Origin of the sequence: Mesorhizobium sp. M1227, from assembly GCF_040318315.1 — a bacterium.
Taxonomy (GTDB): Bacteria; Pseudomonadota; Alphaproteobacteria; order Rhizobiales; family Rhizobiaceae; genus Mesorhizobium.
The window spans coordinates 79323-105935 of the sequence record NZ_JAMYLZ010000012.1; the positions used below are offsets into that span (position 1 = coordinate 79323).

22 protein-coding genes are annotated in these 26613 nt (G+C 62.2%); 5 read left to right on the top strand and 17 right to left on the bottom strand.

Annotated features, from left to right (window positions below):
• Position 1: 1 nt before the first annotated feature.
• Positions 2-1402 (bottom strand): selenium-binding protein SBP56-related protein, encoded by a 1401-nt coding sequence (locus tag NKH28_RS16830; RefSeq protein ID WP_352750196.1) that lies wholly within the window; start codon positions 1400-1402, stop codon positions 2-4.
• Between the two features lie 397 nt (positions 1403-1799).
• Between NKH28_RS16830 and NKH28_RS16835 the strand changes: the two genes are divergently transcribed.
• The gene (locus tag NKH28_RS16835; RefSeq protein WP_352766693.1) at positions 1800-4124 is read left to right on the top strand and encodes an NADP-dependent malic enzyme; all 2325 of its coding nucleotides are present in this window, start codon (positions 1800-1802) and stop codon (positions 4122-4124) included.
• Between the two features lie 12 nt (positions 4125-4136).
• Here NKH28_RS16835 and NKH28_RS16840 read toward each other — a convergent pair whose 3' ends face one another.
• Positions 4137-4757, bottom strand: a complete 621-nt coding sequence (locus NKH28_RS16840) for a DUF1287 domain-containing protein (protein WP_352979732.1) — start codon at positions 4755-4757, stop codon at positions 4137-4139.
• 268 nt (positions 4758-5025) lie between these two features.
• On the opposite strand from NKH28_RS16840, the gene NKH28_RS16845 reads away from it, so the two are divergent.
• Positions 5026-6210, top strand: a complete 1185-nt coding sequence (locus NKH28_RS16845; protein ID WP_352682918.1) for a DUF2865 domain-containing protein — start codon at positions 5026-5028, stop codon at positions 6208-6210.
• Here NKH28_RS16845 and gltX read toward each other — a convergent pair.
• The 5 genes from gltX to NKH28_RS16870 all read right to left on the bottom strand — a co-directional run bounded on the left by gltX (position 6128) and on the right by NKH28_RS16870 (position 12725).
• Positions 6128-7501, bottom strand: coding sequence for a glutamate--tRNA ligase (gene gltX, locus NKH28_RS16850; protein WP_352682920.1), 1374 nt, complete (start codon positions 7499-7501; stop codon positions 6128-6130). The genes NKH28_RS16845 and gltX overlap by 83 nt on opposite strands.
• Before the next feature lie 133 nt (positions 7502-7634).
• Positions 7635-9440: an ABC transporter ATP-binding protein gene (locus tag NKH28_RS16855; protein WP_352613797.1), complete on the bottom strand. Its 1806-nt coding sequence runs from the start codon at positions 9438-9440 to the stop codon at positions 7635-7637.
• Between the two features lie 382 nt (positions 9441-9822).
• Positions 9823-10236, bottom strand: a complete 414-nt coding sequence (locus tag NKH28_RS16860; protein WP_352682922.1) for a GNAT family N-acetyltransferase — start codon at positions 10234-10236, stop codon at positions 9823-9825.
• Between the two features lie 27 nt (positions 10237-10263).
• Positions 10264-11946 carry an NAD+ synthase gene (locus NKH28_RS16865; RefSeq protein WP_352979735.1) on the bottom strand — a complete coding sequence of 561 codons (1683 nt, stop codon included), beginning with the start codon at positions 11944-11946 and terminating at the stop codon, positions 10264-10266.
• 65 nt (positions 11947-12011) lie between these two features.
• On the bottom strand, positions 12012-12725 hold the full coding sequence (locus tag NKH28_RS16870; RefSeq protein WP_352540625.1) for a DNA-3-methyladenine glycosylase I: 714 nt from the start codon (positions 12723-12725) through the stop codon (positions 12012-12014).
• Between the two features lie 83 nt (positions 12726-12808).
• On the opposite strand from NKH28_RS16870, the gene NKH28_RS16875 reads away from it, so the two are divergent.
• Together NKH28_RS16875 and NKH28_RS16880 are read left to right on the top strand one after the other, a co-directional pair.
• Positions 12809-13372: a DUF1003 domain-containing protein gene (locus NKH28_RS16875; RefSeq protein WP_023680015.1), complete on the top strand. Its 564-nt coding sequence runs from the start codon at positions 12809-12811 to the stop codon at positions 13370-13372.
• A complete protein-coding gene (locus tag NKH28_RS16880; RefSeq protein ID WP_352979737.1) occupies positions 13369-13956 on the top strand; it encodes a DedA family protein in 588 nt (195 codons plus the stop codon). The genes NKH28_RS16875 and NKH28_RS16880 overlap by 4 nt, the downstream gene beginning before the upstream one ends.
• Positions 13957-13959: 3 nt before the next feature.
• On the opposite strand, the gene NKH28_RS16885 is transcribed toward NKH28_RS16880, so the two are convergent.
• The 6 genes from NKH28_RS16885 to NKH28_RS16910 form a co-directional block, all read right to left on the bottom strand.
• Positions 13960-14547 carry a hemerythrin domain-containing protein gene (locus NKH28_RS16885; RefSeq protein ID WP_352613801.1) on the bottom strand — a complete coding sequence of 196 codons (588 nt, stop codon included), beginning with the start codon at positions 14545-14547 and terminating at the stop codon, positions 13960-13962.
• Positions 14548-14587: 40 nt separating this feature from the next.
• Positions 14588-14947, bottom strand: coding sequence for a diacylglycerol kinase (locus NKH28_RS16890; protein ID WP_352471749.1), 360 nt, complete (start codon positions 14945-14947; stop codon positions 14588-14590).
• A 77-nt stretch (positions 14948-15024) separates the two neighbouring features.
• Entirely contained in the window at positions 15025-15444 is a 420-nt protein-coding gene (locus NKH28_RS16895; RefSeq protein ID WP_352471751.1) for a GFA family protein, read from the bottom strand.
• Between the two features lie 149 nt (positions 15445-15593).
• Positions 15594-16967, bottom strand: a complete 1374-nt coding sequence (locus tag NKH28_RS16900; RefSeq protein WP_352613802.1) for a class II 3-deoxy-7-phosphoheptulonate synthase — start codon at positions 16965-16967, stop codon at positions 15594-15596.
• A gap of 179 nt (positions 16968-17146) precedes the next feature.
• A complete protein-coding gene (mfd, locus tag NKH28_RS16905; RefSeq protein ID WP_352502470.1) occupies positions 17147-20644 on the bottom strand; it encodes a transcription-repair coupling factor in 3498 nt (1165 codons plus the stop codon).
• A gap of 13 nt (positions 20645-20657) precedes the next feature.
• Positions 20658-20945 carry an FAD assembly factor SdhE gene (locus NKH28_RS16910; RefSeq protein ID WP_352471754.1) on the bottom strand — a complete coding sequence of 96 codons (288 nt, stop codon included), beginning with the start codon at positions 20943-20945 and terminating at the stop codon, positions 20658-20660.
• Between the two features lie 91 nt (positions 20946-21036).
• Here NKH28_RS16910 and recG point away from each other — a divergent pair, with 91 nt between their 5' ends.
• Positions 21037-23145: an ATP-dependent DNA helicase RecG gene (recG, locus tag NKH28_RS16915; protein ID WP_352816410.1), complete on the top strand. Its 2109-nt coding sequence runs from the start codon at positions 21037-21039 to the stop codon at positions 23143-23145.
• Here the strand turns inward: recG and NKH28_RS16920 are convergent.
• The 4 genes from NKH28_RS16920 to glmS all read right to left on the bottom strand — a co-directional run bounded on the left by NKH28_RS16920 (position 23097) and on the right by glmS (position 26485).
• Positions 23097-23849: a DUF502 domain-containing protein gene (locus NKH28_RS16920; RefSeq protein WP_352471756.1), complete on the bottom strand. Its 753-nt coding sequence runs from the start codon at positions 23847-23849 to the stop codon at positions 23097-23099. The two genes, recG and NKH28_RS16920, sit on opposite strands and share 49 nt — an antisense overlap.
• An 81-nt stretch (positions 23850-23930) precedes the next feature.
• Positions 23931-24230 (bottom strand): HigA family addiction module antitoxin, encoded by a 300-nt coding sequence (locus tag NKH28_RS16925; protein WP_352979739.1) that lies wholly within the window; start codon positions 24228-24230, stop codon positions 23931-23933.
• A gap of 37 nt (positions 24231-24267) precedes the next feature.
• The gene (locus tag NKH28_RS16930; RefSeq protein WP_352471757.1) at positions 24268-24549 is read right to left on the bottom strand and encodes a type II toxin-antitoxin system RelE/ParE family toxin; all 282 of its coding nucleotides are present in this window, start codon (positions 24547-24549) and stop codon (positions 24268-24270) included.
• Positions 24550-24661: 112 nt separating this feature from the next.
• A complete protein-coding gene (gene glmS, locus NKH28_RS16935; RefSeq protein ID WP_352971194.1) occupies positions 24662-26485 on the bottom strand; it encodes a glutamine--fructose-6-phosphate transaminase (isomerizing) in 1824 nt (607 codons plus the stop codon).
• Positions 26486-26613 lie beyond the last annotated feature (128 nt).

Below are 26613 nucleotides of genomic sequence, written 5' to 3' on the forward strand. Positions count from 1 at the left end.
GTTACACCGACGGATAGCAGAACGAATCCGTCGAGCAATCGCCGCCTTCCAGACGAATCTGGTGGGAGCGATACCCCTCGGGGAACTCGACATAAAAGTCCTTGTCCAGGGTGATCCCACCGTTCTCGCCGACATTGGCCTTGACCATGGCTGCCGGAATACCATCGCGATAGAACTGGTCGTCCCAAGTCGAATACAGGGAGTTGGTCCAGTAAACGCGTTTGCCGTCGCGGCTGATCTCGACCATCTGCGGTCCGCCCCTGTAGTCGCCGCCGCCGGGATGCTTGGTCTTGCGCGTGATGCCGCCAATATGGATGGACCCTGCAAGCTTAGGCTTCATCGGATCGGTCACATCGTATTGGCGCATCTCGCCGGTGCCCCAGCAGGATACGTAGAGGAATCGGTCATCGAGCGACAGGTCGATGTCGGTTACTAGCGGCGGCACCGCCTCGAAGCCCTGAAGCAACGGCGGCAGGTCATCCTTGGCGGCTGCCTCGGGCGGGATGGTCGCCGTCTTTTCGCAATGGAATTTGCCGCCCTCGCGCCACCAGGTCCAGATCGATCCCTCGAGGTTTGTCGTGTCGACGACCACTCCAAGGAAACCGTATTCCTTGACCGGGTCATGGGCGGGGCGGACTTCCAGCGCCATCTGGTGGTTGGCGCCCAGATCGATGGTCTGCACGTTCCTACGTTCGCGCAAATTCCAGAAATGCACCCGGTGTCCATATTTGTTCGACAGGAGGTCTTCAGGCACGATGCCCTGCTCGAACTGGGGCGGAAGGGCCCACTCGCTCGACACCATGTAGTCGCGTGGCAGGTTCCACCAGAAATCATATTGCTTGTCCTGCGGCCCGCGATCGATCTCGTAGCGCCCGATGACGTCGAACGTCTGGCAATCCATGACAAAGATGCCGGGAGGTCCGTCGGTGCCGTCAGGGCCACCGCCCCCAAGCGTCGAGACATAAATACCTTCCGGACCGCAGTGAATCGTATGAGGCCTGGAATAGCCCGTCTTGGCAAACACCTCTTCTGGCTCGATGACCTTGTGGATCTTGGCCTTGGTCGGTCCGCCCTTGGTGTCTATGACGTAAATGCGCGAAGATCGAATACCGGGAATGATCAGAAAGCGGCGCTCGAGAAACGGGTGACCATTCAGCGGCGAAAGGGCCGACGAGCACGCGTTCCAGCCGAAATGGTGAAACTCGTCGCCCTTGTTCGGCATTATCACGCTATGGACGACCTTGCCGTAGTCCTTCGACTTCGGGTTTACGTCAACTATGGCTAGTCCATCTGGCTGAGAGAAGTCGGGACTCAACATCAAAGTGTAGGCAAAATTTTCGACTGGCGCCTGCATTGCGAGCTTGGCAGTCGCGTGGAAAGTCGGGTCTGGCCGTACAGTCATTGTCGTCCTCCCTTGGCAGGTTAAGCAGTCCGACCGACAATCAGGGGCACGATCTGTGATGCGTTTGGATGTCCGCCGAAAACGTCGGGGCGCTTTGTTGTTCGCACGCTATTTCGTGCGACTTTTCGAAGAATCTCACGGATTTTGGAGAACTGCAATGTCGACTTGTTTCGCCGCGAGGCCTCTGAGCGACGAGCGCCACCAGACATTCGAACTGGGCGGCGTACCTCGCCGCAGCACCCCGCCTATCGCCCCAACATCTCAATGGCAGACCGCACAGGAGGGCGGGGGTGCAAGCCGCAAGCTCGCGCTTGCGACATATCACCTCTCGAAAAGCCTCGGCTGCATGCTAAGAGACTCAAAACATCAAACGGACTGAACTGAGGAGGCGGCCGTCATGACAGGCGAAAGCAAGAAGGCGGCCCGATCCGACCTCGACGAAGCAGCGCTCTATTTCCATAAGCACCCCCGTCCCGGAAAGCTGGAAATCCAGGCGACGAAGCCACTGGGCAATCAGCGCGACCTTGCGCTTGCCTATTCGCCGGGGGTCGCCGCCCCCTGCCTTGAAATCCGCGACGACCCGGCAACCGCCGCCGACTATACAGCCCGCGCCAATCTGGTCGGCGTTGTCACCAACGGTTCGGCGGTGCTGGGCCTCGGCAATATCGGTCCGCTCGCCTCCAAGCCGGTGATGGAGGGCAAAGCGGTGCTGTTCAAGAAGTTCGCCGGCATCGATGTCTTCGACATCGAGATCGACGCACCGGGCATCGAGCGCATGGTCGAGACGATCTCGGCGCTGGAACCAACCTTCGGCGGCATCAACCTGGAAGACATCAAGGCGCCCGAATGCTTCGAGGTCGAGGAGCAGTTGAAAGCGCGCATGGGCATACCGGTCTTCCATGACGACCAGCATGGCACCGCCATCATCGTCGCCGCCGCCGTGCTCAACGGGCTGGAATTCGCCGGCAAGTCCATCGCGGACATCAAGATCGTCACGTCGGGCGCAGGTGCTGCGGCGCTCGCCTGCCTCAACCTTCTGGTCTCGCTCGGCGCGCGGGTCGAAAACATCTGGGTCACCGACCGGTTCGGCGTCGCCCATAAGGGCCGCGTCGAGGAGATGGACCGCTGGAAAGACCCCTATGTGAAGGACACCGAGGCGCGCACGCTGGCCGACGTTCTGCCCGGCGCCGACGTGTTTCTCGGCCTGTCTGCCGCCGGCGTGCTGAAGCCGGAATTGCTCCACCACATGGCGCCCAAGCCGCTGATCCTGGCGCTGGCCAATCCCAATCCCGAGATCATGCCGGAAGCGGCGCGGGCAGCGCGGCCCGACGCGATGATCTGCACGGGCCGCTCCGATTTCCCCAACCAAGTCAACAACGTACTCTGTTTTCCTTACATCTTCCGTGGCGCGCTGGATTGCGGCGCAAGCGCCATCAACGAAGAGATGAAAATGGCTGCCGTGCGAGCGATTGCAGCGCTTGCCCGCGAAGAGCCGTCCGACGTTGCCGCGCGTGCCTATTCCGGCGAGACGCCGATCTTTGGTCCGGAGTTCCTGATCCCCTCGCCTTTCGATCCGCGGCTGATCCTGCGCATTGCCCCTGCCGTCGCTAAGGCAGCCTGCGAGACCGGCGTCGCGACCCGGCCGATCACCGATTTCGCCGCCTATATCGACAAGCTGAACCGCTTCGTCTTCCGCTCCGGCCTGGTCATGAAGCCGGTATTCTCGATGGCCAAGACGTCGAGCTCCAAGCGCGTCATTTATGCCGACGGCGAGGACGAGCGCGTGCTTCGCGCCGCCCAGGTCGTGCTCGAGGAAGGCATTGCCGAACCGATCCTGATCGGCCGCCCGCATGTCATCGAGGTGCGGCTGAAGCGCTACGGGCTGCGCATCAAGCCGGGCGTCGATTTCGGCCTGATCAACCCGGAAGACGATCCGCGTTACCGCCACTATGTCGACCTTTTGATCGAGCTTGCCGGCCGGCGTGGGGTGACGACGGAAGCCGCGCGCACTATGGTGCGCACCGACAATACGGTGATCGCCGCCCTTGCCCTGAAGCGCGGCGACGCCGACGCCATGGTCTGCGGCCTCGAAGGCCGTTTCGAGCGCCATTTGCGCAACGTCACGCTGATCATCGGACCGCGCGCCGGCATTAGGGATCGCGACCTGTCGACGCTTTCCATGCTGATTTCGCAGCACGGCATCATTTTCCTCACCGATACCCATGTCTCCGTCGACCCGACCGCCGAAGAAATTGCGGAAATGACCGTTTTGGCGGCCGAGGAAATTCAGCGTTTCGGCATCGAGCCCAAGGCAGCCCTGCTTTCGCATTCGGATTTCGGCTCCCGCGATTCGCCAAGCGCCATGAAGATGCGGCAGGCGGCGGCGATCCTGGCGCGCATCGCGCCCGACCTGCAATGCGACGGCGAGATGCATGCCGACTCGGCACTGTCGGAGCAGCTGCGCCAGCGCGTCTATCCGCATTCGCGGCTGAAGGGCGAAGCCAATCTGCTGGTGTTCCCCAATCTCGATTCGGCGAACATCACGCTGACCGCGCTGCGCACGATGATGGACGCGCTGCATGTCGGCCCGATCCTGCTCGGCACCGACAGCCCGGCGCACATATTGACGCCGTCGGTGACGTCGCGCGGTGTCGTCAACATGACGGCACTGGCAGTGGTCGAAGCCGCGCATAAGGCGCAAGCCATCGTCGAGCTGGGCTAGCCATGGGCCTTCTCAGATTGGCTTGAACCGGAAATGCCCTGTCTGCCTGAAGGCAAACAAAGTGTCCTCTTCCCTGGCGCCGCCGCCGATATTGTGAATGACCAGTCTTCTTGTCGGTACCAATGTGGAGCGATTGGACGACACGATGGCAATATGCGGCAGATTGCCGGGCAGCATCTGGGCGACGAGATCCCCAGGCCGATAATCGGCGGGGTCTTGGCTGACGGGCAAGGCGGCACCGCGCCGCTCGAAATAGACCGCAAGATTGGGCACACGGCGGTGGTCGATGTTGCGGTCCGGCGCTTTCAAGCCCCAAGCCTTCGGATAGGCGGCAAAATTGGCCCGCATATCCTCATGCACCAATTTTTGCAGGTCGAGATCGAAGGCGCGGCGATAGGCACGGATCACGACATCCGTGCACACACCCCGCTCGGGCTCAACGTCCCCGCCCGGATAGGCCAGGCGTGTATAGGTCGGATCGTAGAGTGTGGTGACGCCGATCTGCTCACGGGCAGCTTCGACCAATTTGGTACCCCAATCCGGCGTGATGGGCTTTTCCTGCGCCAAGGCAACCGGCATCGCCAGGCACAAAAGACCAAATTGCAGTGCGGCTCGACGGGTAATCGCGGTCATGCCAAGCCTCCGGGCATTGCTGGATCCGGGCATTCTTCTGGGCGAATACGCCTTTTTTCGTGCAACGCCAGGATGTCGCGGATCTGGCTCTGTCCGAATATGTCGTGTGGCGTAGTCGATATGACAGCACCGGTCGTGATCGAAGCCGCGCACAAGGCGCAAGCCATCGCCGATTTGGGCTGAAGGCGGAATCGGCGGTATGCTAAACAAACGGTTAACCGCAAGCGCGGTAGCTTTCTGAACGACAGGCAGTCGGAGTTCCGGAGGGATGACGGGCGCAAGTTGGAAGCTGACGCGGGCCGCTGCGCTGCTCGGCGCCGTGGTGCTGTGCGGCATTGCCGCCACTCAGGCACAGGCCGCTTCCCGCCTCTGCCGCCAGCTTGAAGCCGATCTTGCCGCCGCTTCTCGTGGTGGCGGCGGCAAACCGGCATTGCTCAGGAAATATGACGACGCAATCGTCCGGCAGCGCCAGCAGATTTCAAAGGCCGTCAGGCAGGCCAGCAGCGCCGGCTGCGGCTTTTCGCTGTCTCGCCGCAACGCCAACGCATGCGCAGCACTCGACGCCACCATCGATCGCATGGCAGCCAATCTCGACGCCCTGCAGGCCAAGCGCGGCGACCTTGCCGGCGGTGGTTCGCGACGTGATCGTGCGCGCATATTGACGTTGCTTGACGCCAATGGCTGCCGCGATGATGCGGCGGCGCCGACGCCCCCGCCGGTCCGCGAAGCCAACCGTGAAAACGGCAAGCGAAACCTGCTCGACCAGCTTTTGGGCAGTCAGCCCGAAGAGGCCGACCAGGCTGAAGAACTGAGCCAGCCGGGCAACATCCGCACCGTGCTCAACAGCGCCGACATGGGCCAGCCCCAAGGCGAATTCCGCACCATGTGTGTGCGGACCTGCGACGGCTATTTCTTCCCGATGTCGAATGCTGCCTCGCTGGGCGATTTCGAGCGCGATCAGAAGAATTGCGAATCGAGCTGCCCCGGCACCGAGATGCAGGTTTTCTACACGCGCGGCGTGAACAGCGATTCGGCGTCGATGACGTCTTCGGTGACGGGCAGGCCTTATATCGAACTGCCGACGGCCTACCTCTACAAGCAATCCGACATGCCGCGGCCGCCGACCTGCGGCTGCAATGCGGGGCAAAATTTCGAGATCATTGCCGGCAACCCGCCAACCCCGGGACAATCTGAGGCGAACGTGGCGACCACCCCGTTCGTTCCGCTGCCGGTTGCTAGGCCTGATCCGGCCGCCGACCCGGAGACCTTGGCCAATGCAGAAGGCGGCCTCGACCGTGAGGCGATCAAACGGCTTGCTGTCAAACCTGTGCCCTCGCCGACATCGCTGCCGCCGCCGGAGCAGCGCAAGGTCAGGGTCGTCGGGCCAACGTTCCTTCCCGACCCAGCAGCGGCAACAGATCTGCAAGCTCCGGACCCGAAGGCTGTCCCGTAAGCGCCAGCCTGAGCGGCATGAACAGCGCCTTGCCCTTACGGCCGCTCGCCGCTCGGATCTTGCCCGTCCAGTCCTTCCAGACGGTGCCGTTCCAAGGCTCTTCCGGCAGCAACTCGAATGCCTGGCGAAGAAAGTCGCGGTCCTCGTCGGAAAACTCCGCCGGCTCCTCTGGACCGTCTCGAAGCGTACGCCACCAGATCGCCGCATCGGCCAGCCTGTCGAGATTGCCGCGCACGGCCAGCCAGAAAGACTCGGCCTGTTCGCCGGAGATGCCGAGCACGATCAGCCGGTCGCGCGCCTCGGAAAACGGCATGTGATGCAGCAGCGTGCGGTTGAGCACGAAGAGCTCGTCCGGGTCGAATTTGGCGGCGGATTTCGATGTTGCAGCCGGATCGAAGCGCTCGACTAGCTCGGCCATCGTTGGCACCGCCACGACGTTTTCCGAGGTGCCGACGAGCACCGCCAGCGAAGCGATCGCCATCGGCTCGATGCCGCTCTCACGCAGGCTCTGGATGGACAGCGCGCCGGTGCGCTTCGAAAGTCCCTCGCCTGATGCCGTTGTCAGGAGATTGTGGTGGCCGAACACCGGCGGCTCCGCGCCAAGTGCTCGGAACAGGGCTATCTGGACGCCGGTATTGGTGACGTGGTCGTCGCCGCGAATGACATGGCTGACGCCCATGTCGATGTCGTCGACAACCGAAGGCAATGTGTAGAGGTAGGTGCCGTCCTCACGCCGCAGAACCGGGTCTGAAAGCGAGGCGAGGTCGACGGTCTCTTCGCCGCGCACCAGGTCGTTCCAGTCGATTTCGGTGCGCTCCGGCTGTAGCGGATCGCTGCTGAAGTTGGGCAGCAGAAAGCGCCAGTGCGGCCGCCGGCCATCGGCCTCATATTCCGCCACCTGCTCGGGTGCCAGCGTCAGCGCCTCGCGGCCATAGACTGGCGGCAGGCCACGCGTGCGGCGCACCTTGCGCCTCAGGTCGAGCTCTTCAGGCGTCTCATAGCAAGCATAGACGAGGCGCGCCTCCTTCAGCCTCTCCAGTGCGGCATCGTAGATTTCGACCCGCCGCGACTGGTACTCCGTGGCATCGGGGAAGATGCCCAGCCAATGCAGGTCATATAGGATAGCGTCGGAAAACTCCTGCGTCGAACGGGCGACGTCGGTGTCGTCGAAGCGCTGGATGAAGCGGCCTTTGTTCTTGATGGCGAACAGCCAATTGAACAAAGCGGTGCGCGCATTGCCGATATGGATGCGGCCGGTCGGTGACGGGGCGAAACGGACGGTAACTGTCATGAGCGGGGCGTACCGGATGGTTTTGCTGTTGACAAGACGCGCCCCCGCGCTCGGCGGCAGACATAGAACATGACAAAGGCGAAGAAAAGACTGCAGCGCCGCACGTCTATCAAGACGCGCGGCACCGCAACCGTCAGATCACCAGGCCTTTGGTCAGTTCAAGCGCCTGGCGTTCGAACAGCCGGCGGTAGATGCCGCCTTGCAGCCGGATCAGTTGGTCATGCGAGCCCTCTTCGACGATGCGGCCGCGATCGAACACCAAAAGCCTGTCCAGCGCCCGCACCGTCGACAGCCGGTGGGCAATGACCAGCGTCGTGCGGCCGACCATCAACCGCTCCATCGCCTGCTGGATCAGCACCTCCGATTCCGAATCGAGGCTCGACGTTGCCTCATCCAGGATGAGAATGCGCGCATCGGCAAGAAAGGCGCGTGCGATTGCAACGCGCTGACGCTCACCACCCGATAGCTTTACGCCACGCTCGCCGACCAGCGTGCCATAGCCTTTCGGCAAATTGGCAATGAAGTCATGCGCGCTGGCCAATCGCGCCGCGTGCTCGATCTCGGCCTGCGTGGCGGCCGGCCGAGCATAGGCGATGTTTTCGGCCAGCGACCGGTGAAACAGGATCGGCTCCTGCTGGACGATTGCGATCTGTGCGCGCAGCGACGCCTGCGCCACATTCGCAATATCCTGGCCGTCGATCAGGATATTGCCCGCAGTCACGTCGTAGAGGCGCTGGATCAGCTTGACGAATGTCGTCTTGCCGGAGCCCGAATGGCCAACCAGCCCAACCCGTTCGCCCGGCGCGATGTCCACCGAAAAGTCGCGATAGAGCGGCAGGCGGTGGCTGCCATAGTGGAACGTGACATTGTCGAAGGTGATACGGCCATCGGTGATCCGGATCGGTTTGGCTCCGGGCCGATCCTCGATGCCGAGTGGTTCGGACTGGAAGTCGACCAGTTCCTCCATGTCGTTGATCGAGCGCTGCAGATTGCGGATATGTGTGCCGATGTCGCGCAGATAGCCTTGCAGCACGAAGAATGAGGTCAGCACGAAGGCGACATCGCCGGCGCTCGCCTGCCCCCACGACCACAACAGCAGGGAGAACCCGATGACCGCTGCCCTCAAAAGCAGCAGCATCGTCCCTTGCGTGGTGCCGTTGACGGTGCCGCGCATCCAGGTGCGGCGCGTGCGACCGCGCCATTTGGCGACGACCTCGGCAAGCCGCGTCTCCTCGCGTTCCTCGGCGCCAAAACCCTTGACCACGGCGTTGCAGCTTACCGCGTCGGCCAGCGAGCCGCCGAGCCGTGTATCCCACGCATTGGCAAGCCTTGCCGCGGGCGCCACATAGCCAAGCGACAGCATCGTCGTCACCGCGATGAACAGAACCGAACCGGTGGCGACGACAGCACCCATCAGCGGCCAGAACCAGCCAAGCAGCAGCGTCGAGCCGACGAGCATGACGACCGATGGCAGCAGCGCGATCAGGATCGTGTCGTTGAGCAGGTCGAGCGCCCACATGCCGCGCGTTATCTTGCGCACCGTCGATCCGGCGAAGCTGTTGGCGTGCCAGTCGGTGGAGAAGCGCTGGACGCGGTGGAAGGCGTCGGCGGCGATATCCGCCATCATCTTCAACGTCAGCTCGACAATGGCCATGAAGGCGAGATTGCGCAGCACGACACCGGTGAGCGCCAGGGCCACCAGCATCGAAAAGGCCGCTGTCGCCGCGTTCCACGCAACATCGTCGGCCGCAGCACTGCTGGCGACGGCATCCACCAGCCGGCCGGAATAGAGCGGCGTCAGCACGTCGGCCAAGGTCGACAGCAGGAATGTGCCCATAATGCCGGCAAGCCGCCACGGCTGACACCGCCAATGGCTGAGCGTGAAGCCAAGAACGCTGCGAAAGGCGCCCGCGCGCAAATCTATTCGAAAACGAGTCATGATGTCATTCGGGCGCAAACGAGCCCGATCCCACGAAAGTAGAAATTGAAAAACCGCGTCGGCGCCGTTTGGCGCCCGGAGATGCGGAGGTTTGGCGTATTTGGCGGCCCTGTAGAGGGGCGGCGACCGGCAGCGGCGAAATACCTGCCTCGGTTCAGCCTTGCCGCGAGGCTATCTCGCGGCGCACTGACCAAGACCTAGGCTTCGCAGCCTCGCATAACGATGTCAAATCCTGGCATTCGGTTCCTCCTGAAGGGGAATCGCGGAGAGGTGTTTATAGAGACGCCTCAACGCCGCGCCAAGTCAGTAGATAGCCAAAAGCGCATCTGGTCCAAGCAGTGAGACGATTTTGCAACAATCGCGGGTTGTGCGCTGCCTCTGTTCAGGTTGCCGGGATGCGGTCGAGGCGCATATAGCGGCCATCGGTGGAAGGCCTGAAGCCGAGCTTCTCGTAAACCGCATGGGCGTCGTTGGTCGACAGGCTCCAATGCGTGACCGTCTTGACGTCCGAGTGGTCGATAAGCGCCTGGACAAGCCGGGTTCCGATGCCTTGTCCGCGATACCCGGGCCAGACAATTATGTCGGCGAGATAGGCAAATACCGTACGGTCGGTGATCGCCCGGCCGAAGCCGACCTGATTGCCGCCGACATAGGCGCCGACGCACAGTGAGTTGGCAAAAGCACGGCGGTGCAGTTCATCGCTGCGGCCGCTGCCCCAATAGCTCTCCTTCAAAATGTCGGACGTCGCCCGGAAGTCGATCCGCGACGGGTCAAAGCTGATTTCAAGGTCGGCCATGGCTAAACCGTTACGCAGGCCAATGGCCTACCCGCGATCCCTGAACCGGTTGGTGATGGGATAACGGCGATCGCGGCCAAAGTTCTTCCTGGTGATCTTCACGCCGGGCGCCGCCTGCCGGCGCTTGTATTCTGCGACGTAAAGCAGGTGCTCGACACGCGCCACCGTCGCCCGGTCATGGCCGCGCGCAACGATCTCGTCGACGCCCATCTCGTTCTCGACCAGACACTCCAATATGTCATCGAGCACTGGATAGGGCGGCAGCGAATCCTGGTCGGTCTGGTTCTCTCGCAGTTCCGCCGAGGGCGCCTTGTCGATGATGTTGGTCGGGATCACCTCGCCGGACGGACCGAGCGCACCCGGCGGCACATGCGCGTTGCGCCAACGCGACAATGCATAGACCTGCATCTTGTAAAGATCCTTGATCGGATTGAAGCCGCCATTCATGTCGCCGTAGAGCGTCGCGTAGCCGACCGACATCTCGCTTTTGTTGCCGGTGGTGACCACCATCGAGCCGAACTTGTTGGAAATCGCCATCAGGATAGTGCCACGTGCACGGCTCTGCAGGTTCTCCTCGGTAATACCTTCCTTGGTGCCCTCGAAAAGCTGCGTCAGCGCGTGCAGGAAACCTTCGACCGGCTCGAAGATCGGCACGATATCGTAGCGGCAGCCGAGTGCGCGGGCGCAGTCCTCGGCATCCTTGAGCGAGTCCTTCGAAGTGTAGCGGTAAGGCATCATCACGGCGCGCAGCCGTTCCTCGCCGAGCGCGTCGACGGCAAGTGCCGCGCAGATCGCCGAATCGATGCCGCCTGAGAGGCCGAGCACGACATTCTTGAAGCCGTTCTTGTTGACGTAATCGCGCAGGCCCAACATGCAGGCGCGGTAGTCGGCCTCCTCCTTCTCCGGGATTTTCGACATCGGTCCGTCAGAGCAGACCCAGATGTCATTCTTTCGCTTCCAGGTGGTGACGTTGACCGTCTCCTCGAACTGGCTCATCTGGAAGGCCAGCGTCTTGTCAGAACCTATGGCAAACGATGCGCCATCGAAAACCAGCTCGTCCTGACCGCCAAGCTGGTTGGCATAGATAATCGGCAGTCCGCATTCGATGACCTGGCGGATAACGATCTGGTGGCGGACGTCGACCTTGCCGCGGTAATAGGGCGAGCCGTTCGGGACCAGCAGGATTTCCGCGCCGCTTTCGGCCAGCGTCTCGCAGACGGCAACCTCGCCCCAGATATCTTCGCAGATCGGCACTCCCACGCGTACGCCGCGGAAATTGACCGGCCCCTGGATCTCGGGGCCGGCCTGGAAGACGCGCTTCTCGTCGAACTCACCGTAATTCGGCAGATCGAGCTTGTAGCGTTCGGCAAGGATCTTGCCGCCGTCGGCAAAGATGATCGAATTGTGCGTGCCGGTCTTGCGCTTCAACGGCGTGCCGATGACGAAACCCGGGCCGCCGTCGGCGGTATCGCCGGCGAAATCCTGCGCCGCCCGCTCGCAGGCCTTCAGGAAGGCAGGCTTCAGCACCAGATCCTCAGGCGGATAGCCGGCAAGGAAAAGCTCGGTAAACAGCACGAGGTCGGCGCCTTGGCGGGCGGCATCCGCCCTCGCCTCGCGTGCCTTGGCAAGATTGCCGGCGACGTCGCCGACCGTCGGATTGAGCTGGGCGACGGCGATGCGCAATATGTCTGGAGCGGTCTTGTCTGTCATGCCCGTGGGTTTAGCGCGGCAAAATTCGTCGAGCAATGGCGTTCGTTTGGACCAAACAGTCGATCCTATTCGCCCATATATTCGCGCAAGGCTTCCGGCGGATGGTTCTCGCCGATCGACATTGCCAGAATGCGCGAAATGTGCCGGCGCGGCAGTCCGGTTTCCGCCGCCCAGGCGTTTATCTGCACTTGGATCTTGCCCAGGTCCTTCTTCGATGTCGGGCTCTGCGCGAGGTCGAGCCCGGCGTCGCGCAGCGCTGCCGCCATGTCGGCCGAGACGATGAAGGCGTCCCACTCCAGCCAGCGCAGAAAATACTGGCCGGTATTGCCGCCGAGCCGGCTGCCATGCTTGCCGAGATAGGCCATCAATCCGACCTGGTCATCCGCCGGCCAATTGGCCAGGAACTTGCCGAAGCTGCCATGCTCCTTCGACACGCGCTCGACGAAGGCTGCGTTGTCGCGTACGGATTTGATCTTCTGCGGATTGCGGACGATGCGCTTGTCGGCTGTGAGATCGTGCCAGAAATCGTCAGGCTGGAACAGCAGCCGCTTCGGCTCGAAGCCAAGAAATGCTTCCTCGAAACCCGGCCATTTCTGCTCGATGACGCGCCAGACAAAGCCGGCGGCAAAAACCCGCTCGGCCATAGTCGACAGGATCCGGTCGTCCGCAATCTTTGCCACCGCGGCATTGTCGGGCATAGGACCCAGCAGCGACGTCAGCGCTGCCTCACCGCCTTTGCGCTTCGCTGCACGGGCGCGAATTTTCTGAAAATCCACCATTGTTTCCTGACCCCATCGCGTCAATCTACCACTTCCCGTAGGAACCGGCAGCTTCTACCTCATCGCGGACGACGGAGGCGACGATGAACAAAACGATCGAGGACCTGGCAAGCCGCTGGCTGAAGCGAAAGCCGGACGGCCTCAGCGCGCTCGAAAGCCGGGTACTGCAATCTACGCTCGAGCGCACCACGATCTCCAAGGACACCAATAAGGCCGTCGCCTTTCACCAGACGTTTGGAGATCGCCTGGCCGACACCATCGCCCGGATCGGCGGCTCTTGGTCCTTCATCCTGGCATTCATTGGCTTCCTGATCCTGTGGACGGCAGGCAATGTCTGGCTCTTGTCGCGCGCCGCCTTCGATCCCTATCCCTTCATCTTCCTCAATCTCGTGCTTTCCATGGTTGCCGCCCTGCAGGCGCCAGTGATCATGATGGCGCAAAACCGCCAGACGGAGCGCGATCGAATCGACGCCGCCCACGACTATGAGGTTAATCTCAAGGCCGAGATCGAGATCATGGCGTTACACGAAAAGCTCGACGAACTGCGCCACAGCCAGATCATCGGCATGCGAGACGAGATCGCCCGGCTGGCCGAGCAGGTGAAGCGCATCGACGACATTCTGTCGAAGCAGCGAACGTCTTCATGACGGAAGTCATCCATCGTCTCATTGAGCAATATGGATTGATCGCGGTTTTTCTGGGCTGCGTCGCAGAGGGCGAAAGCGCCGCAATTCTTGGCGGTTTTTTTGCGCATCAGCATGTCTTCATCCCGTGGCAGGCGTTTCTCGCAGCCGCGCTCGGCGCCTTCGGTGGCGACACGTTCTTCTTCATCTTGGGACGGAGCTTCGCCGACCATAAATTCGTGATCAAGCTCCGAGCCCGGCCGGGCTTCAGCCACGCCTACCGCCTTGTCACCTCTCATCCCAACATTTTCGTGCTGTCGAACTGCTACATCTATGGCCTCCGCCTGGTCGGCGGCATCGCCGCCGGGCTGTCGGGCATTGCGGCGGCGCGCTTCGTCATCCTCAACGCCATCTCATCGGTGGTCTGGGCGGCACTGTTCTGCACTGTCGGTTATGTCTTCGGGCTGGGCGCGGAGCACATCGTCGGCCAAGCGCTGGCTCGTCACGAGCGATTACTGATCGCTCTGGCAATCGGCCTCGTTGTGGCCATCCTCGGCTGGCTCGCGGCCCATATCGTCGCCAAGAAGGAACTCCACAAGGGAAGCTGATCGTCAATCAATGCCGAGCGCGCGATCACCCTTCTCGAGGATCAGCGGAATGATCAGGTCTTCCTCGTCGGCAAGATGCCGGGTCAACATGGCGATCAGCCGGCCGTTCTCGTCGGCATAGGCATCGGCGGCGAAACGCTGTTTGTCTTCGCTCTCCTGAAGCGTGCGGATGAAGGCATTTGCCGCCTCGGCATTGCGCTCCAGTCCCTCATGGATTGTGTGGTGATCGGCATCGAGAATCTCGAAGCCGCGCTTCAGACGGGTCTCGGCCCTGGCGAAGACCGGGAAATAATGATGGTCCTCGACATTGTGATGGCCGTCGAGATTGCCGAGGAAATGGTTGAGGCGCGGCGCGAACCAGCGCGCGAATTCCGGCGCGTTCAGCCTACTTTCTCGATAATCGCCGATACCATTGGTGAGCATGCCGCCAAGCTCGCGGAACATGTCGTGCCGCTGCAGCCACATATTGGCTATGCCGTGGATATTGGCATGCGCCTGCCAGTCCTCGCGCGGATATTTTTCGACCAGCCAGCGCAGATCGTCCGGCAGGGCCTCACGTTCAAGCAACAAAAATCCGGTGGTATCGGCCATGTCGGGCCCCTCAGTTGACCGGCATGTAGTGTCTGAAACGTCAGATCGGTACCCCGAGGATCCGCTCGATGACGGCGACGCCCCATACGCCGGCAGCGATCACCACCGAAATCAGCACCGCCAGCGAACCGCAATCCTTGGCCAGTTGGATATCGACGTTGAATTCGCGGCTGAACGCGTCGCATGCCGCCTCGATGCCGGTGTTCAGCACCTCGATCATGATCATGAGCAGCACCGCGCCGATCAGCAACGCATAGCCGCGCCACGATTCCGAAAGGAACCAGCCGAGCGGCAAGGCAAGCACGAGCAGCGTCAGCTCCAGCTGGAAGGCCTCCTCGCCGGCGGCCAGTTTGCGAAACGCCCGCACCGAATTGTAAAAAGCGTCGATCAGTCGCTGCATGCCAAAACCCTTCGGAATCACCGGCAGGGGATAGCGCAATGGCTGGACCAAGGGAATAAGGCGGCCTCTGCAAAGAATCAGCCGTCTGCCACCTTGATCGACGGCGTCGACTTCTCGAACTGCGGCAGCCCGTCATCGATGGCGTAATAATCGCCCTTGTCGCCGACGAAGATATGACATTCGCCTTGGAGCCTGGTTGGCGCGTCGAACAGCCCTGCCATCACCGAAACATAGCCGTCATCGCTCGGCTTCCAGAACAATAGAGAGCCGCATGTCTTGCAGAAGCCGCGCCTGGCGAACGAAGAGGCCTCGTACCAGGTGATGCTCTCCGCGCCGGTGATTGTAATGTCGCGGTCGGCAACGTTGGTCGCCGCATAAAAATGCCCGCTCTGCTTCCGGCACTGCGAGCAATGGCAGTAGATGACACCGCGTAGCGGTCCTCGTGTCTTGAACCGCACTGCCCCGCACAAGCATGATCCGGTGTGACTGTCAGCCATGTCGGCCTCCCGATGCAATTGCCATCGCCTGGCAGGATTCCAGTTTTGCGCGCGTTAGGCACGAGCAAATGCGACACCGGCGGGATTGAATACAAAAAGCGCCGGTTTTCGCCCGGCGCTTCTTCAATGACATCAAAGTTCAGATCATATCAGCCGTTAACGGCCTGCTTGTGCTGGACCGGATGGCTCTTCTTGAGCAGATCGGAGACCAGGAACGCCAACTCGATCGCCTGGTCAGCGTTGAGGCGCGGATCGCAATGGGTGTGGTAGCGGTCCTGCAGCTCTTCGGCGGTGATGGCGCGGGCGCCACCGGTGCATTCCGTGACGTTCTTGCCGGTCATCTCGACATGGATGCCGCCCGGATGCGTGCCTTCGGCGCGGTGCACCTCGAAGAAGGTCTGCACCTCCTTCAGGATGCGGTCGAATGGCCGTGTCTTGTAGCCGGCGGCCTCGATCGTATTGCCGTGCATCGGGTCGGACGACCACACCACGCTGCGGCCTTCCTTCTGCACCGCGCGCAGCAGTTTGGGCAGATGGTCGGCAACCTTGTCGGAGCCGAAGCGGGCGATCAGCGTCAGCCGGCCGGGCTCGTTCTCCGGATTGAGCAGGTCGATGAGCTGCAACAGGCCATCCGGCGTCAGCGACGGACCGCATTTCAGCCCGAGCGGGTTCTTGATGCCGCGGCAATATTCGACATGCGCATGGTCGGGTTGGCGCGTGCGATCACCGATCCAGATCATGTGGCCAGAGGTGGCGTACCAGTCGCCGGAGGTCGAATCGACGCGGGTCAGCGCCTCCTCGTAGCCGAGCAGCAACGCTTCGTGGCTGGTGTAGAAATCCGTCTCGCGCAGCGCGTAATTGGTCTCCGAGGTGATGCCGACGGCCTTCATGAAGTCCATCGTCTCGGTGATGCGGTTGGCGAGCGATTCGTATTTCTCGCCCTGCGGGCTGTCGGACACGAAGCCGAGCATCCATTGATGCACGTTCTCCAGGCTGGCGTAGCCGCCCTGGGCGAAGGCACGCAAAAGGTTGAGCGTCGCCGCCGATTGGCGGTACGCCATCTCCTGTCTTGCAGGATCGGGAATGCGCGACTTGGCGTCGAACTCGATGCCATTGATGATGTCGCCGCGATAGCTCGGCAGCGTTACACCGCCCTTGGTCTCATTGTCGGACGAGCGCGGCTTGGCGAACTGGCCGGCGACACGGCCGACCTTCACCACCGGCTGGGCGCCGGCGAAGGTCAGCACCACCGACATCTGCAGGAAGACGCGGAAGAAGTCGCGGATATTGTCGGCGCCATGCTCGGCGAAGCTCTCGGCGCAATCGCCGCCCTGCAGAAGGAATGCGTCACCGGCAGCGACGGCTGCAAGCTGCTTCTTCAGCTTGCGTGCCTCACCTGCAAAAACCAACGGCGGAAACGTGGCAAGCTGGGCTTCCGTGTTCCTCAGCGCGGCAAGATCCGGATAGGCAGGAACCTGCTGGATCGGCTTGGCTCTCCACGAATTCGGCGACCATTTCGTCATCGAAGCACCTAACGCTCTTTCACACGGACGCCATCGCCCGCCAATCCGCCCCATATGGGGTCGCGGCTCCATACACGAAGCCGATTTCCTATTCTAGACCGGAAGTGGTCGCGTGGCGAATGAGCACGGCACTGCGAAAGTGCCGATGCGGCTGTGCCCAGAGCACCAGCCACGCGCTGCTACGCCGCCTTCTCCACCAGCCGCGCCAGCTGCGTCATGACAACCGCTGAGCCAGCCAGCCGCTTCTCGGGCGTCGCCCAGTCACGGCTGAAGACGACGCTCTGGTCGGGTCGGATCTTGGCCAGCGAGCCCTGTTCGCCGATGAGCTTGACCAGCCCGACCGGATTGGGGAATTCCCGCTTGCGGAAATGGACGACGACACCTTTCGGCCCGGCGTCGAGCTTCTCCACGTTGGCCTTGCGGCAAAGCGCCTTGATGAAGACGATCTTCAACAGATGCTTTACCTCTTCCGGCAACGGTCCGAACCGGTCGATCAGCTCGGCGCCGAAAGCATCGATCTCTTCCGTATTTTCGAGATCGCCAAGACGGCGATAGAGCGCCAGCCTGAGCTGCAGATCCGGGACGTAGCTTTCCGGGATCATCACCGCCGTGCCGACGGCGATCTGCGGCGACCAGCCGCCGTCCTGCACCTCGCCGGAATCCTTCACTTCGGCCACCGCCTCCTCCAGCATCTGCTGGTAGAGCTCGAAGCCGACCTCCTTGATGTGGCCCGACTGCTCTTCGCCAAGCAGATTGCCGGCGCCGCGGATGTCGAGGTCGTGGCTGGCCAGCTGGAAACCGGCGCCTAGCGTATCGAGCGATTGCAGCACTTTCAGCCGACGCTCGGCTGTATCGGTTAGCTTGCGGTTGGCGGGCAGAGTGAACAGCGCATAGGCGCGCACCTTCGAACGGCCGACGCGGCCACGCAACTGATAGAGCTGAGACAGGCCGAACATGTCGGCGCGGTGTACGATCAGCGTATTGGCGGTCGGTATATCGAGGCCGGATTCGACGATGGTGGTCGACAAAAGCACATCGTACTGGCCGTCATAAAAGGCATTCATGATATCGTCGAGCTCGCCGGGCGGCATCTGGCCGTGGGCCACCGCCACTTTCAGCTCAGGCACGGATTCGCGCAGGAAATCATGGATTTCCGTGAGATCGCTGATACGCGGTACGACGTAGAAGGAATGGCCGCCACGGTAGCGCTCGCGCAGCAGCGTCTCGCGGATGACCAGCGGATCGAAAGGGGAGATGAAGGTACGCACGGCCATGCGATCGACCGGCGGCGTGGCGATCAGCGACAGCTCACGCACCCCGGTCAAGGCAAGCTGAAGCGTTCGCGGGATCGGCGTCGCCGACAGCGTCAGAACGTGGACGTCGGTCTTGAGATCCTTCAGCCGCTCCTTGTGCTTGACGCCGAAATGCTGCTCCTCGTCGATGATCAGCAGGCCGAGATTCTTGAACGAGATCGAGGAGCCGAGCAGTGCGTGCGTGCCGATGACAATGTCGACTTGGCCTTCGGCGACGCCCTTCTTGGTCTCGGCCAGTTCCTTGGCGCCGACCAGCCGCGAGGCCTGGGCGACGCGGATCGGCAGGCCGGAGAAGCGCTGCGAGAAGGTCTTGAAATGCTGGCGCGACAACAATGTCGTCGGCACCACCACCGCGACCTGAAAGCCTTCCATCGCCGCGATGAAGGCGGCACGAAGCGCGACTTCGGTCTTGCCGAAGCCGACATCGCCGCAGATCAGCCGATCCATCGGCTTTCCAGCGCCCAGATCACCCATGACCGAATCGATTGCCGTTTGCTGGTCGTCGGTTTCTTCATAGGGGAAACGCGCCGCAAACTCGCCATAGAGGCCTTCCGCCGGCACCAGCGCCGGTGCGGCCCGCATTTGTCGCTCGGCGGCGATGCGGATCAGCTGCCCGGCCATGTCGAGCAGACGTTTCTTCAGCCGCGCCTTGCGCGATTGCCAGGCGCCGCCGCCAAGCTTGTCGAGCGTCGCCTCGGCCGAATCCGAGCCATAGCGCGACAGCAGCTCGATGTTTTCCACCGGCAAGAACAGCCGATCGTCGCCGGCATAGTGGATTTCAAGGCAATCGTGCGGCGCACCGACCGCCTCGATGGTGCGCAGCCCGATGAAGCGGCCAATGCCATGGTCGGCATGCACGACGATATCGCCTGAAGACAATGCCGAAGCCTCGGCGATGAAGTCGGACGCGCGCTTCTTGCGCTTCGAGCGCCGGATCAGCCGGTCGCCGAGAATGTCCTGCTCGGCGACGACGACCAGTTTCTCGGTCTCGAAGCCGGATTCGAGCGGCAGCACGGCCAGGGCCGCCTGCCCTGGCTCAAGCCTTTCGGCTTCGGCAAGCGTCGCCACCGGCTCCAGATTGCCAAGGTGATGCTCGACCAGGATCTGGCCGAGCCGGTCGAGCGAACCTTCAGTCCAGCCGGCGACGACGACACGGCGGCGTGCAGCGCGCTCGTCGGAAATGTGTTTGACGACGACGTCGAAGACGTTGGCGTTAGGGTCGGCGCGTTCCTCGACGAAGCTGCGGCCATGGCGCGAGCCGGCATGGAACACCTTTTTCGCACCGGCATCGGGCGCGTCGAAGGAGGTGAAGTCGATCGCTTCGCGCGGACCAAGCGAGGCAATCAGGTTCTCGGGCGACAGATAAAGCTGATCCGGCGACACCGGCTTGTAGGGCACGGCATCCTTCAAGGCGCCGTCGGCCTGTTTTTTTCGCGCCTCGTAATGATCGAGGATCAGAGTGTGGCGCTCGGCCAGTGCCTCATGCGCCAGATGATCAAACACCACGGGCGCATCCGGCAGGTAATCGAACACGGTTTCCAGCCGCTCATAGAAGAACGGCAGCCAGTGCTCCATGCCGGCAAACCGCCTGCCCTCGCTGACCGCCGCATAGAGCCCATCGTCGCGCGAGGGCGCGCCAAAGGCTTCGATGTAGGCGCGGCGGAAGCGGCTGATGGTTTCCGGCGTCAGCGCCACCTCGCTCATCGCCTGCAGCGCCATCGACTTGCGTTGGCCGATGGTGCGCTGGGTTGCGGTGTCGAAGACGCGGATCGATTCCAGCGTATCGCCGAAGAAATCGAGGCGCAGTGCCTCCGTCCAGCCGGGCGCGAAGAGATCGAGAATGCCACCGCGCACGGCAAATTCGCCGATGCCGCGCACCGTCGGCACCCGCTCGAAGCCGGAAGTCTCCAGCCGTGACACCAGCGCGTTCATGTCGATCTGGTTGCCGGGCTTGGCATGAAAGGTCTGCGCCTCGACGAGTTCCGCCGGCGGAATGCGTTGAAGCAAGGCGTTCGCGGTGGTGAGAATGACGGCGCGGTGCGGCTTCTTCGCCAGCGCGATCATCGCTGCCAGCGCATCGAGCCGCCTTGCGGCGGCGTCGGCGCCGGGCGAGACGCGGTCGTAAGGCAGGCAGTCCCAGGCCGGCAGTTCCAGCACCGGCAGGCCCGGCGCGGCAAAGGCAAGCGCCTCGACGATCGCCGGCAGACGCTGGCCGTCGCGCGCCACGAACAGCACCGGCTTGTCAGGGGCGATCTCGTGCGCAGCCTGCACCAGCGCAAAGGCTTCGTAGCCGTCGGCGACGCCATCGACGATGAACTGGCCGGCGCGGCCTTTCGGCAGACCGATCGTAGGGATAAGGCTCATGGCTACACGTTGTTCAGAAGGTCATCTCCCGGCGCGAAGCCAGGATTTTTTGCAGGACGGTACAGTCGATATCCGCCGGAACCGGGCGTTCGCCAGTGACGAGAGGCAGGAATTCGGTGTCGGGAATGTCGAGGAGCCTCTCATATTGGTCGATTTCGTCGCCGGTCAAGGCGCCGATCTCGGCATCGGCGAAGCTGCCGAGTATAAGGTCCATCTCGCGCATGCCGCGGTGCCACGAACGAAACAGAAGCTTGCGGCGGCGGGCATCGAGCCCCTCGCTTGATCGTTTCGTTCCGGTCATCTTGCAACATCCTTGCCCAGGCGGCGCATATAGCGTGGATAGAAGGCGGTGTCAGCCTTGCGCTACAGTCGCCGCAACATAAGCTGACATCATGCGTCCCTCCCTCCTCGATCCGCTGTTTGTCCCGATCACCTCGCTTGCCGGGGTCGGGCCAAAAGTTGGCGCCCTGATCGAAAAAGTCGTAGCAGCCGACCTCGGCGACCGGGCCGCGCGCGCCGGGGATCTCTTGTTCGTGCTGCCGCATACTGTCATCGACCGCCGCAACCGGCCTGGCATCGCCGGCTCGGCGGAAGGCGCCATCGTTACGCTCGACGTCCGCATCGACCGCCACCAGCCGCCGCCACGCGGCAACAGGTCGGTCCCGTACCGGGTCTACGCCCATGACGACACCGGCGAGATCGCGCTGACCTTCTTCCATGCCCATGCCGCCTATCTCGAAAAAGCAATGCCCGTAGGCGAGCATGTCGTCGTCTCCGGCCGCATGGAATGGTTCAACGGCCGCCCGACCATGGTTCACCCCGACCATATCGCACTTGCCGACGACGCGGAAAACCTGCCGCTGGTCGAGCCGGTCTATCCGCTGACCGCCGGGCTCTCGGGCAAGGTACTGCGCCGGGCCATCGGCCAGGCGCTGGCCCGCCTGCCGGTGCTGCCCGAATGGCAGGACGGTGAGTTCCGGCGCCGCCATGCCTTTCCTGCTTTCAGCGATGCGCTCAACCGCATCCACAATCCTGCCGACCCGATCGACGTCTCCGTCGACGGCGCAGCGTGGCGGCGCCTTGCCTATGACGAGTTCTTGGCCGGCCAGGTATCGCTGGCGCTGGTGCGGGCCAAGGTCCGCCGATTATCTGGCCGGCCATTGGTCGGCGACGGCCGCATAGTCGAACAACTGCGCGTGGCACTCCCCTATTCGCTGACCATGTCGCAGGAAATGGCGCTTGCCGAAATCAACGCCGATCTCGGTGACCCCGAACGCATGCTGCGCCTTTTGCAGGGCGATGTCGGCTCCGGCAAGACGGTGGTCGCGCTGCTTGCCATGGCGCGTGCCGTCGAGGCCGGCGGCCAGGCGGCATTGATGGCGCCGACCGAAATCCTGGCGCGCCAGCATCTGGCAACAATTGCGCCGTTGGCGGAACGGGCCGGCCTGCGTGTCGCCGTCCTCACAGGTCGCGAAAAGGGCCGCGAGCGTGCCGACACGCTGACCGGGCTGGCCAATGGTGACATCGACATCGTCGTCGGCACCCATGCGCTGTTCCAGGAAACGGTGACGTTCCGTGACCTCGTGTTCGCCGTCGTCGACGAGCAGCACCGTTTCGGCGTCCATCAGCGCCTTGCCATTACCGCCAAGGGCGATGCGCCCGACATGCTGGTGATGACAGCAACGCCGATACCGCGGACGCTGGTGCTGACTGCATTCGGCGACATGGATGTGTCGAAGCTGACGGAAAAGCCGGCCGGCCGCCAGCCGATCCGCACCGTCACCTTGCCGCTTGAACGGCTCGACGAACTGATCGGACGCATGCTCGACGCCGTCGCCGATGGCCAGAAAATCTACTGGATCTGTCCGCTGATCGAGGAATCCGAGGAGATCAAGCTGATGTCGGCCGAGGACCGTTTTGCCTCGCTGAAGCCGCTGTTCGGCGACCGCATCGGCCTGGTGCACGGCCGCATGAAAGGCACCGACAAAGACGAGGCGATGCGCGCCTTCAAGCAGGGCGACACCCGTATCCTGATCGCCACCACCGTCATCGAGGTCGGCGTCGATGTGCCTGATGCGACGATCATGGTCATCGAGCATGCCGAGCGTTTTGGCCTCGCCCAGTTGCACCAATTGCGTGGCCGGGTCGGGCGTGGCGACAAGCCTTCATCCTGTGTGCTGCTCTACAAGGACCCGCTCGGCGAGACGGCAAAACGCCGTTTGTCGGTGATGCGCGAGACCGAGGACGGCTTCCGTATCGCCGAAGAGGATCTGAAGCTGCGCGGCGAAGGCGAGTTGCTCGGCACTCGCCAGTCTGGCACGCCGGGCTTCCAGGTGGCGCGCATCGAGGTGCATGCCGACCTGCTCGAGGCCGCTCGCGACGATGCGCGGCTGATCCTGTCGCGCGATCCGGAACTGCAGTCCGAACGCGGCACGGCGCTGCGCCTGTTGCTCTATCTGTTCGGCCGCGACGAGGCCGTGCGGCTCCTGCGTGCCGGCTGAGGCATCGTGTCGAGCGGAGGATTGGCAAGCGCGCCGTGGATATGCTCGCCGTTCACCGTCACCATTTTGACAGCTGGCGCCACCAGGCCGGCCGACACGATCAGCTTGGCTCCGTCCTCGATTGTCATGTCGAGCAGCACAATGTCGGATTTCGGCACATACATCAGAAAGCCGGTCGTCGGGTTGGGCGTACACGGCATGAACACGGCAATCAGCGGATCGCCTTCCCGGTCGAGCTTCTGGTTGATCTCGGTTTCCTTCTCGCTGGCGACGAAGACAAGCGACCAGACCCCTTTGCGCGGATATTCGACCAACCCGACCTGCCGGAACATGTCGCCCTTGTTCGACAGCACTGTCTCGAAAATCTGCTTCAGCGAACGGTAGATGCCGCGCACCAGCGGCATGCGGCCAAGCAGGCGCTCGCCGAAGTTGACGATGGCGCGGCCAACGATATTGGCGGTCATAAAGCCGATGAAGGTGATGAGGATCAAGGCAACGATCAGCCCAAAACCCGGCACTGGAAACGGCAGGTAGGTGTCCGGATTGTAGCGTACCGGAATGTAGGGTTTCACCCAGGAATCGACCCAACCGATCAGCGACCAGGCAATGTAGGCGGTAATCGCCAGCGGCGCGCAAACGACGAAGCCGGTCAGGAAATAGTTTCTCAGCCGGGTCATGCCTGAGGTCTTGAGAGCATCCGACATGGTTCACCGCAGCGTGTGTTTGCAGCGCGACACTACTGAACCCCAAGGCGCTTTGGAATGGCGAAGTTTTTAAAAGATCAACTATGCCGCGGCTTCCAGCGGTTCGATCTTCTCGAGCTCCGGTGCGAGTTTCTTCGCCTCGGTTTCAAGTTCATAAGCCTGCTGAAAATTCATCCAGAGTTCCGGCGTGGTGTTGAAGAACCTGGCGAGGCGAAGCGCGGTATCAGGAGTCAGGCCGATCTCTTCCTTGGCAATGCGTTCGATACGGGTACGAGGAAGATTGAGTTTCTTCGCCAGCGCACCGGCACTCATACCGAGCGGGACGAGATATTCCTCGCGCAGGAACTCTCCGGGGTGAATTGGACGTACGAACTTGAGCATGGTTCAGAGACCTCAAGGGTTTAGGGCAAGTGCCCGCTCAATGGTAGTCGACGATCTTCACCTCTTCGGCGCCAGCGTTGGTCCATTTGAAGCAGATACGCCATTGGTCGTTGATACGAATTGAATGCTGCCCAGCTCTGCTCCCTTTCAGGGCTTCAAGGCGATTTCCGGGTGGCGATCGAAGGTCGACCAATTGTGCGGCGTTTTCGATCGCTCGAAGACGACGTTCGCCACGGGCAACCAGATCCGGTGGAAAACCTTTCGGAGTCTTCCCCTCGGCAACCGCTTCCACCGCTTTGCCTTTGAACGAAACGATCAACTTCTGCCCTGTCTTGTATCATACATTGATACAAGACAGGGTGCAAGAAATACGTATCAATAACTGATACTAAATTGTCGCTGGACCCTATCGGCAGCCGTTTGGAAACCGATCATTCCACCGTTACCGATTTCGCCAGATTGCGCGGCTGGTCGACATCCGTGCCCATGAACACGGCGGTGAAATAGGCGAGCATCTGGATCGGCAGTGCGTAGATGATCGGCGAGATGATTTCCGGCACGTCCGGCAAAACGATCGTCTCCATCGTCTTCACCGTGGCGTGCGCGGCGCCCTTGCTGTCGGTGATCAGGATGATCTTGCCGCCGCGCGCCGCCACCTCCTGCATGTTCGAGACGGTCTTTTCGAAGATACGGTCATGCGGGGCGATGACGATGACGGGCATGTTCTCGTCGATCAGCGCGATCGGGCCGTGTTTCAACTCGCCGGCGGCATAGCCTTCGGCGTGGATATAGGAAATTTCCTTGAGCTTCAGCGCGCCTTCCAGGGCCAGCGGAAAATTGGTGTCGCGGCCGAGATAAAGCACGTTCTTGTAGTGCGAGAGGTCGCGCGCGATCTTTTCGATCTGCCCGTCGAGCTTTAGCACCTGGTTGGCATAACGCGGCGCTTCCGACAGCTCGCGTATCAGCGTTTTCTCCTGCTCCTGCGAAATCGTTCCGCGCGCCACGCCGGCCCGCACCGCCAGCGAGGCCAGCACGGAAAGCTGGCAGGTGAACGCCTTGGTCGAGGCGACGCCGATCTCCGGGCCGGCCAATGTCGGCAGGATGACGTCGGATTCGCGCGCCATGGTCGATTCGCGCACATTGACGACCGCGCCGATCTTCATGCCGGCCTTGCGGCAGTAGCGCAGCGACGCCAGCGTGTCGGCGGTCTCACCCGATTGCGAGATGAAGAAAGCGGCATCGTTCTTCGACAGCGGCATCTCGCGATAGCGGAACTCCGAAGCGACATCGATGTCGACCGGCAGCCGCGCATAGCGCTCGAACCAGTATTTGCTGATCAGCCCGGCGAGATAGGCGGTGCCGCAGGCCGAGATCGCCAGCCGGTCGATCTTGGCGAAATCGAACGGCAGGTCGAGCGGCTTCGAGACGCCGCTGATGAAATCAACATAATGCGCCAGCGTGTGCGAGATCACTTCCGGCTGCTCATGGATTTCCTTTTCCATGAAATGGCGGCGGTTGCCTTTGTCGACCATGAAGCTCGTGCTGAGCGACTGTTGGCGTTTGCGGTCGACCTTGTTGCCGCCCATGTCGAAGATATCGACCTCGTTGCGGCGCACCACCGCCCAGTCGCCGTCTTCCAGATAGGTGATCGAATTGGTGAAAGGGGCAAGCGCAATGGCGTCGGAGCCAAGGAACATCTGGCCGTCGCCATGACCGACCGCGAGCGGCGGGCCATTGCGCGCGCCGACGATCAGATCCTCGTCGCCCTTGAACATGATGGCGAGCGCAAAGGCGCCTTCCAGCCGCTTCAGCGCCTTGTGCGCCGCCTCAACCGGCTTCAGCCCCCTGGCCAGTTCGCGCGCCACCAGATGCGCGACGACTTCGGTATCGGTCTGCGAGGTGAAGCTGTAGCCGTCGCGCATCAGCTCGTCGCGCAATTCGGCGAAATTCTCGATGATGCCGTTATGGACGATGGCGACGCCGTCGGAAAAATGCGGATGCGCATTACTCTCGTTCGGAACGCCATGCGTGGCCCAGCGCGTGTGGCCGATGCCGATCATGCCGTCGAGCGGTTCGTCCTTCAGCAGGCGCTCGAGATTGACCAGCTTGCCCTCGGCGCGGCGGCGGTCAAGCCTGCCGTGCTCGATCGTGGCGACGCCGGCCGAGTCATAGCCGCGATATTCGAGCCTTTTCAGCGCATCGACGATAAGCGGCGCGACCGGCGAGTCACCGACAATTCCAACGATACCGCACATGGCGCTTGCCCCCGATTCCGACCTCAAACCCGGCGCTATTTAGAGACTGCCGGGCTGTCGCGAAAAATCACATTCCATTTCGTCCGGTATCAGCCGGACTATCCTGCACAGATGCACCATGACAGGGC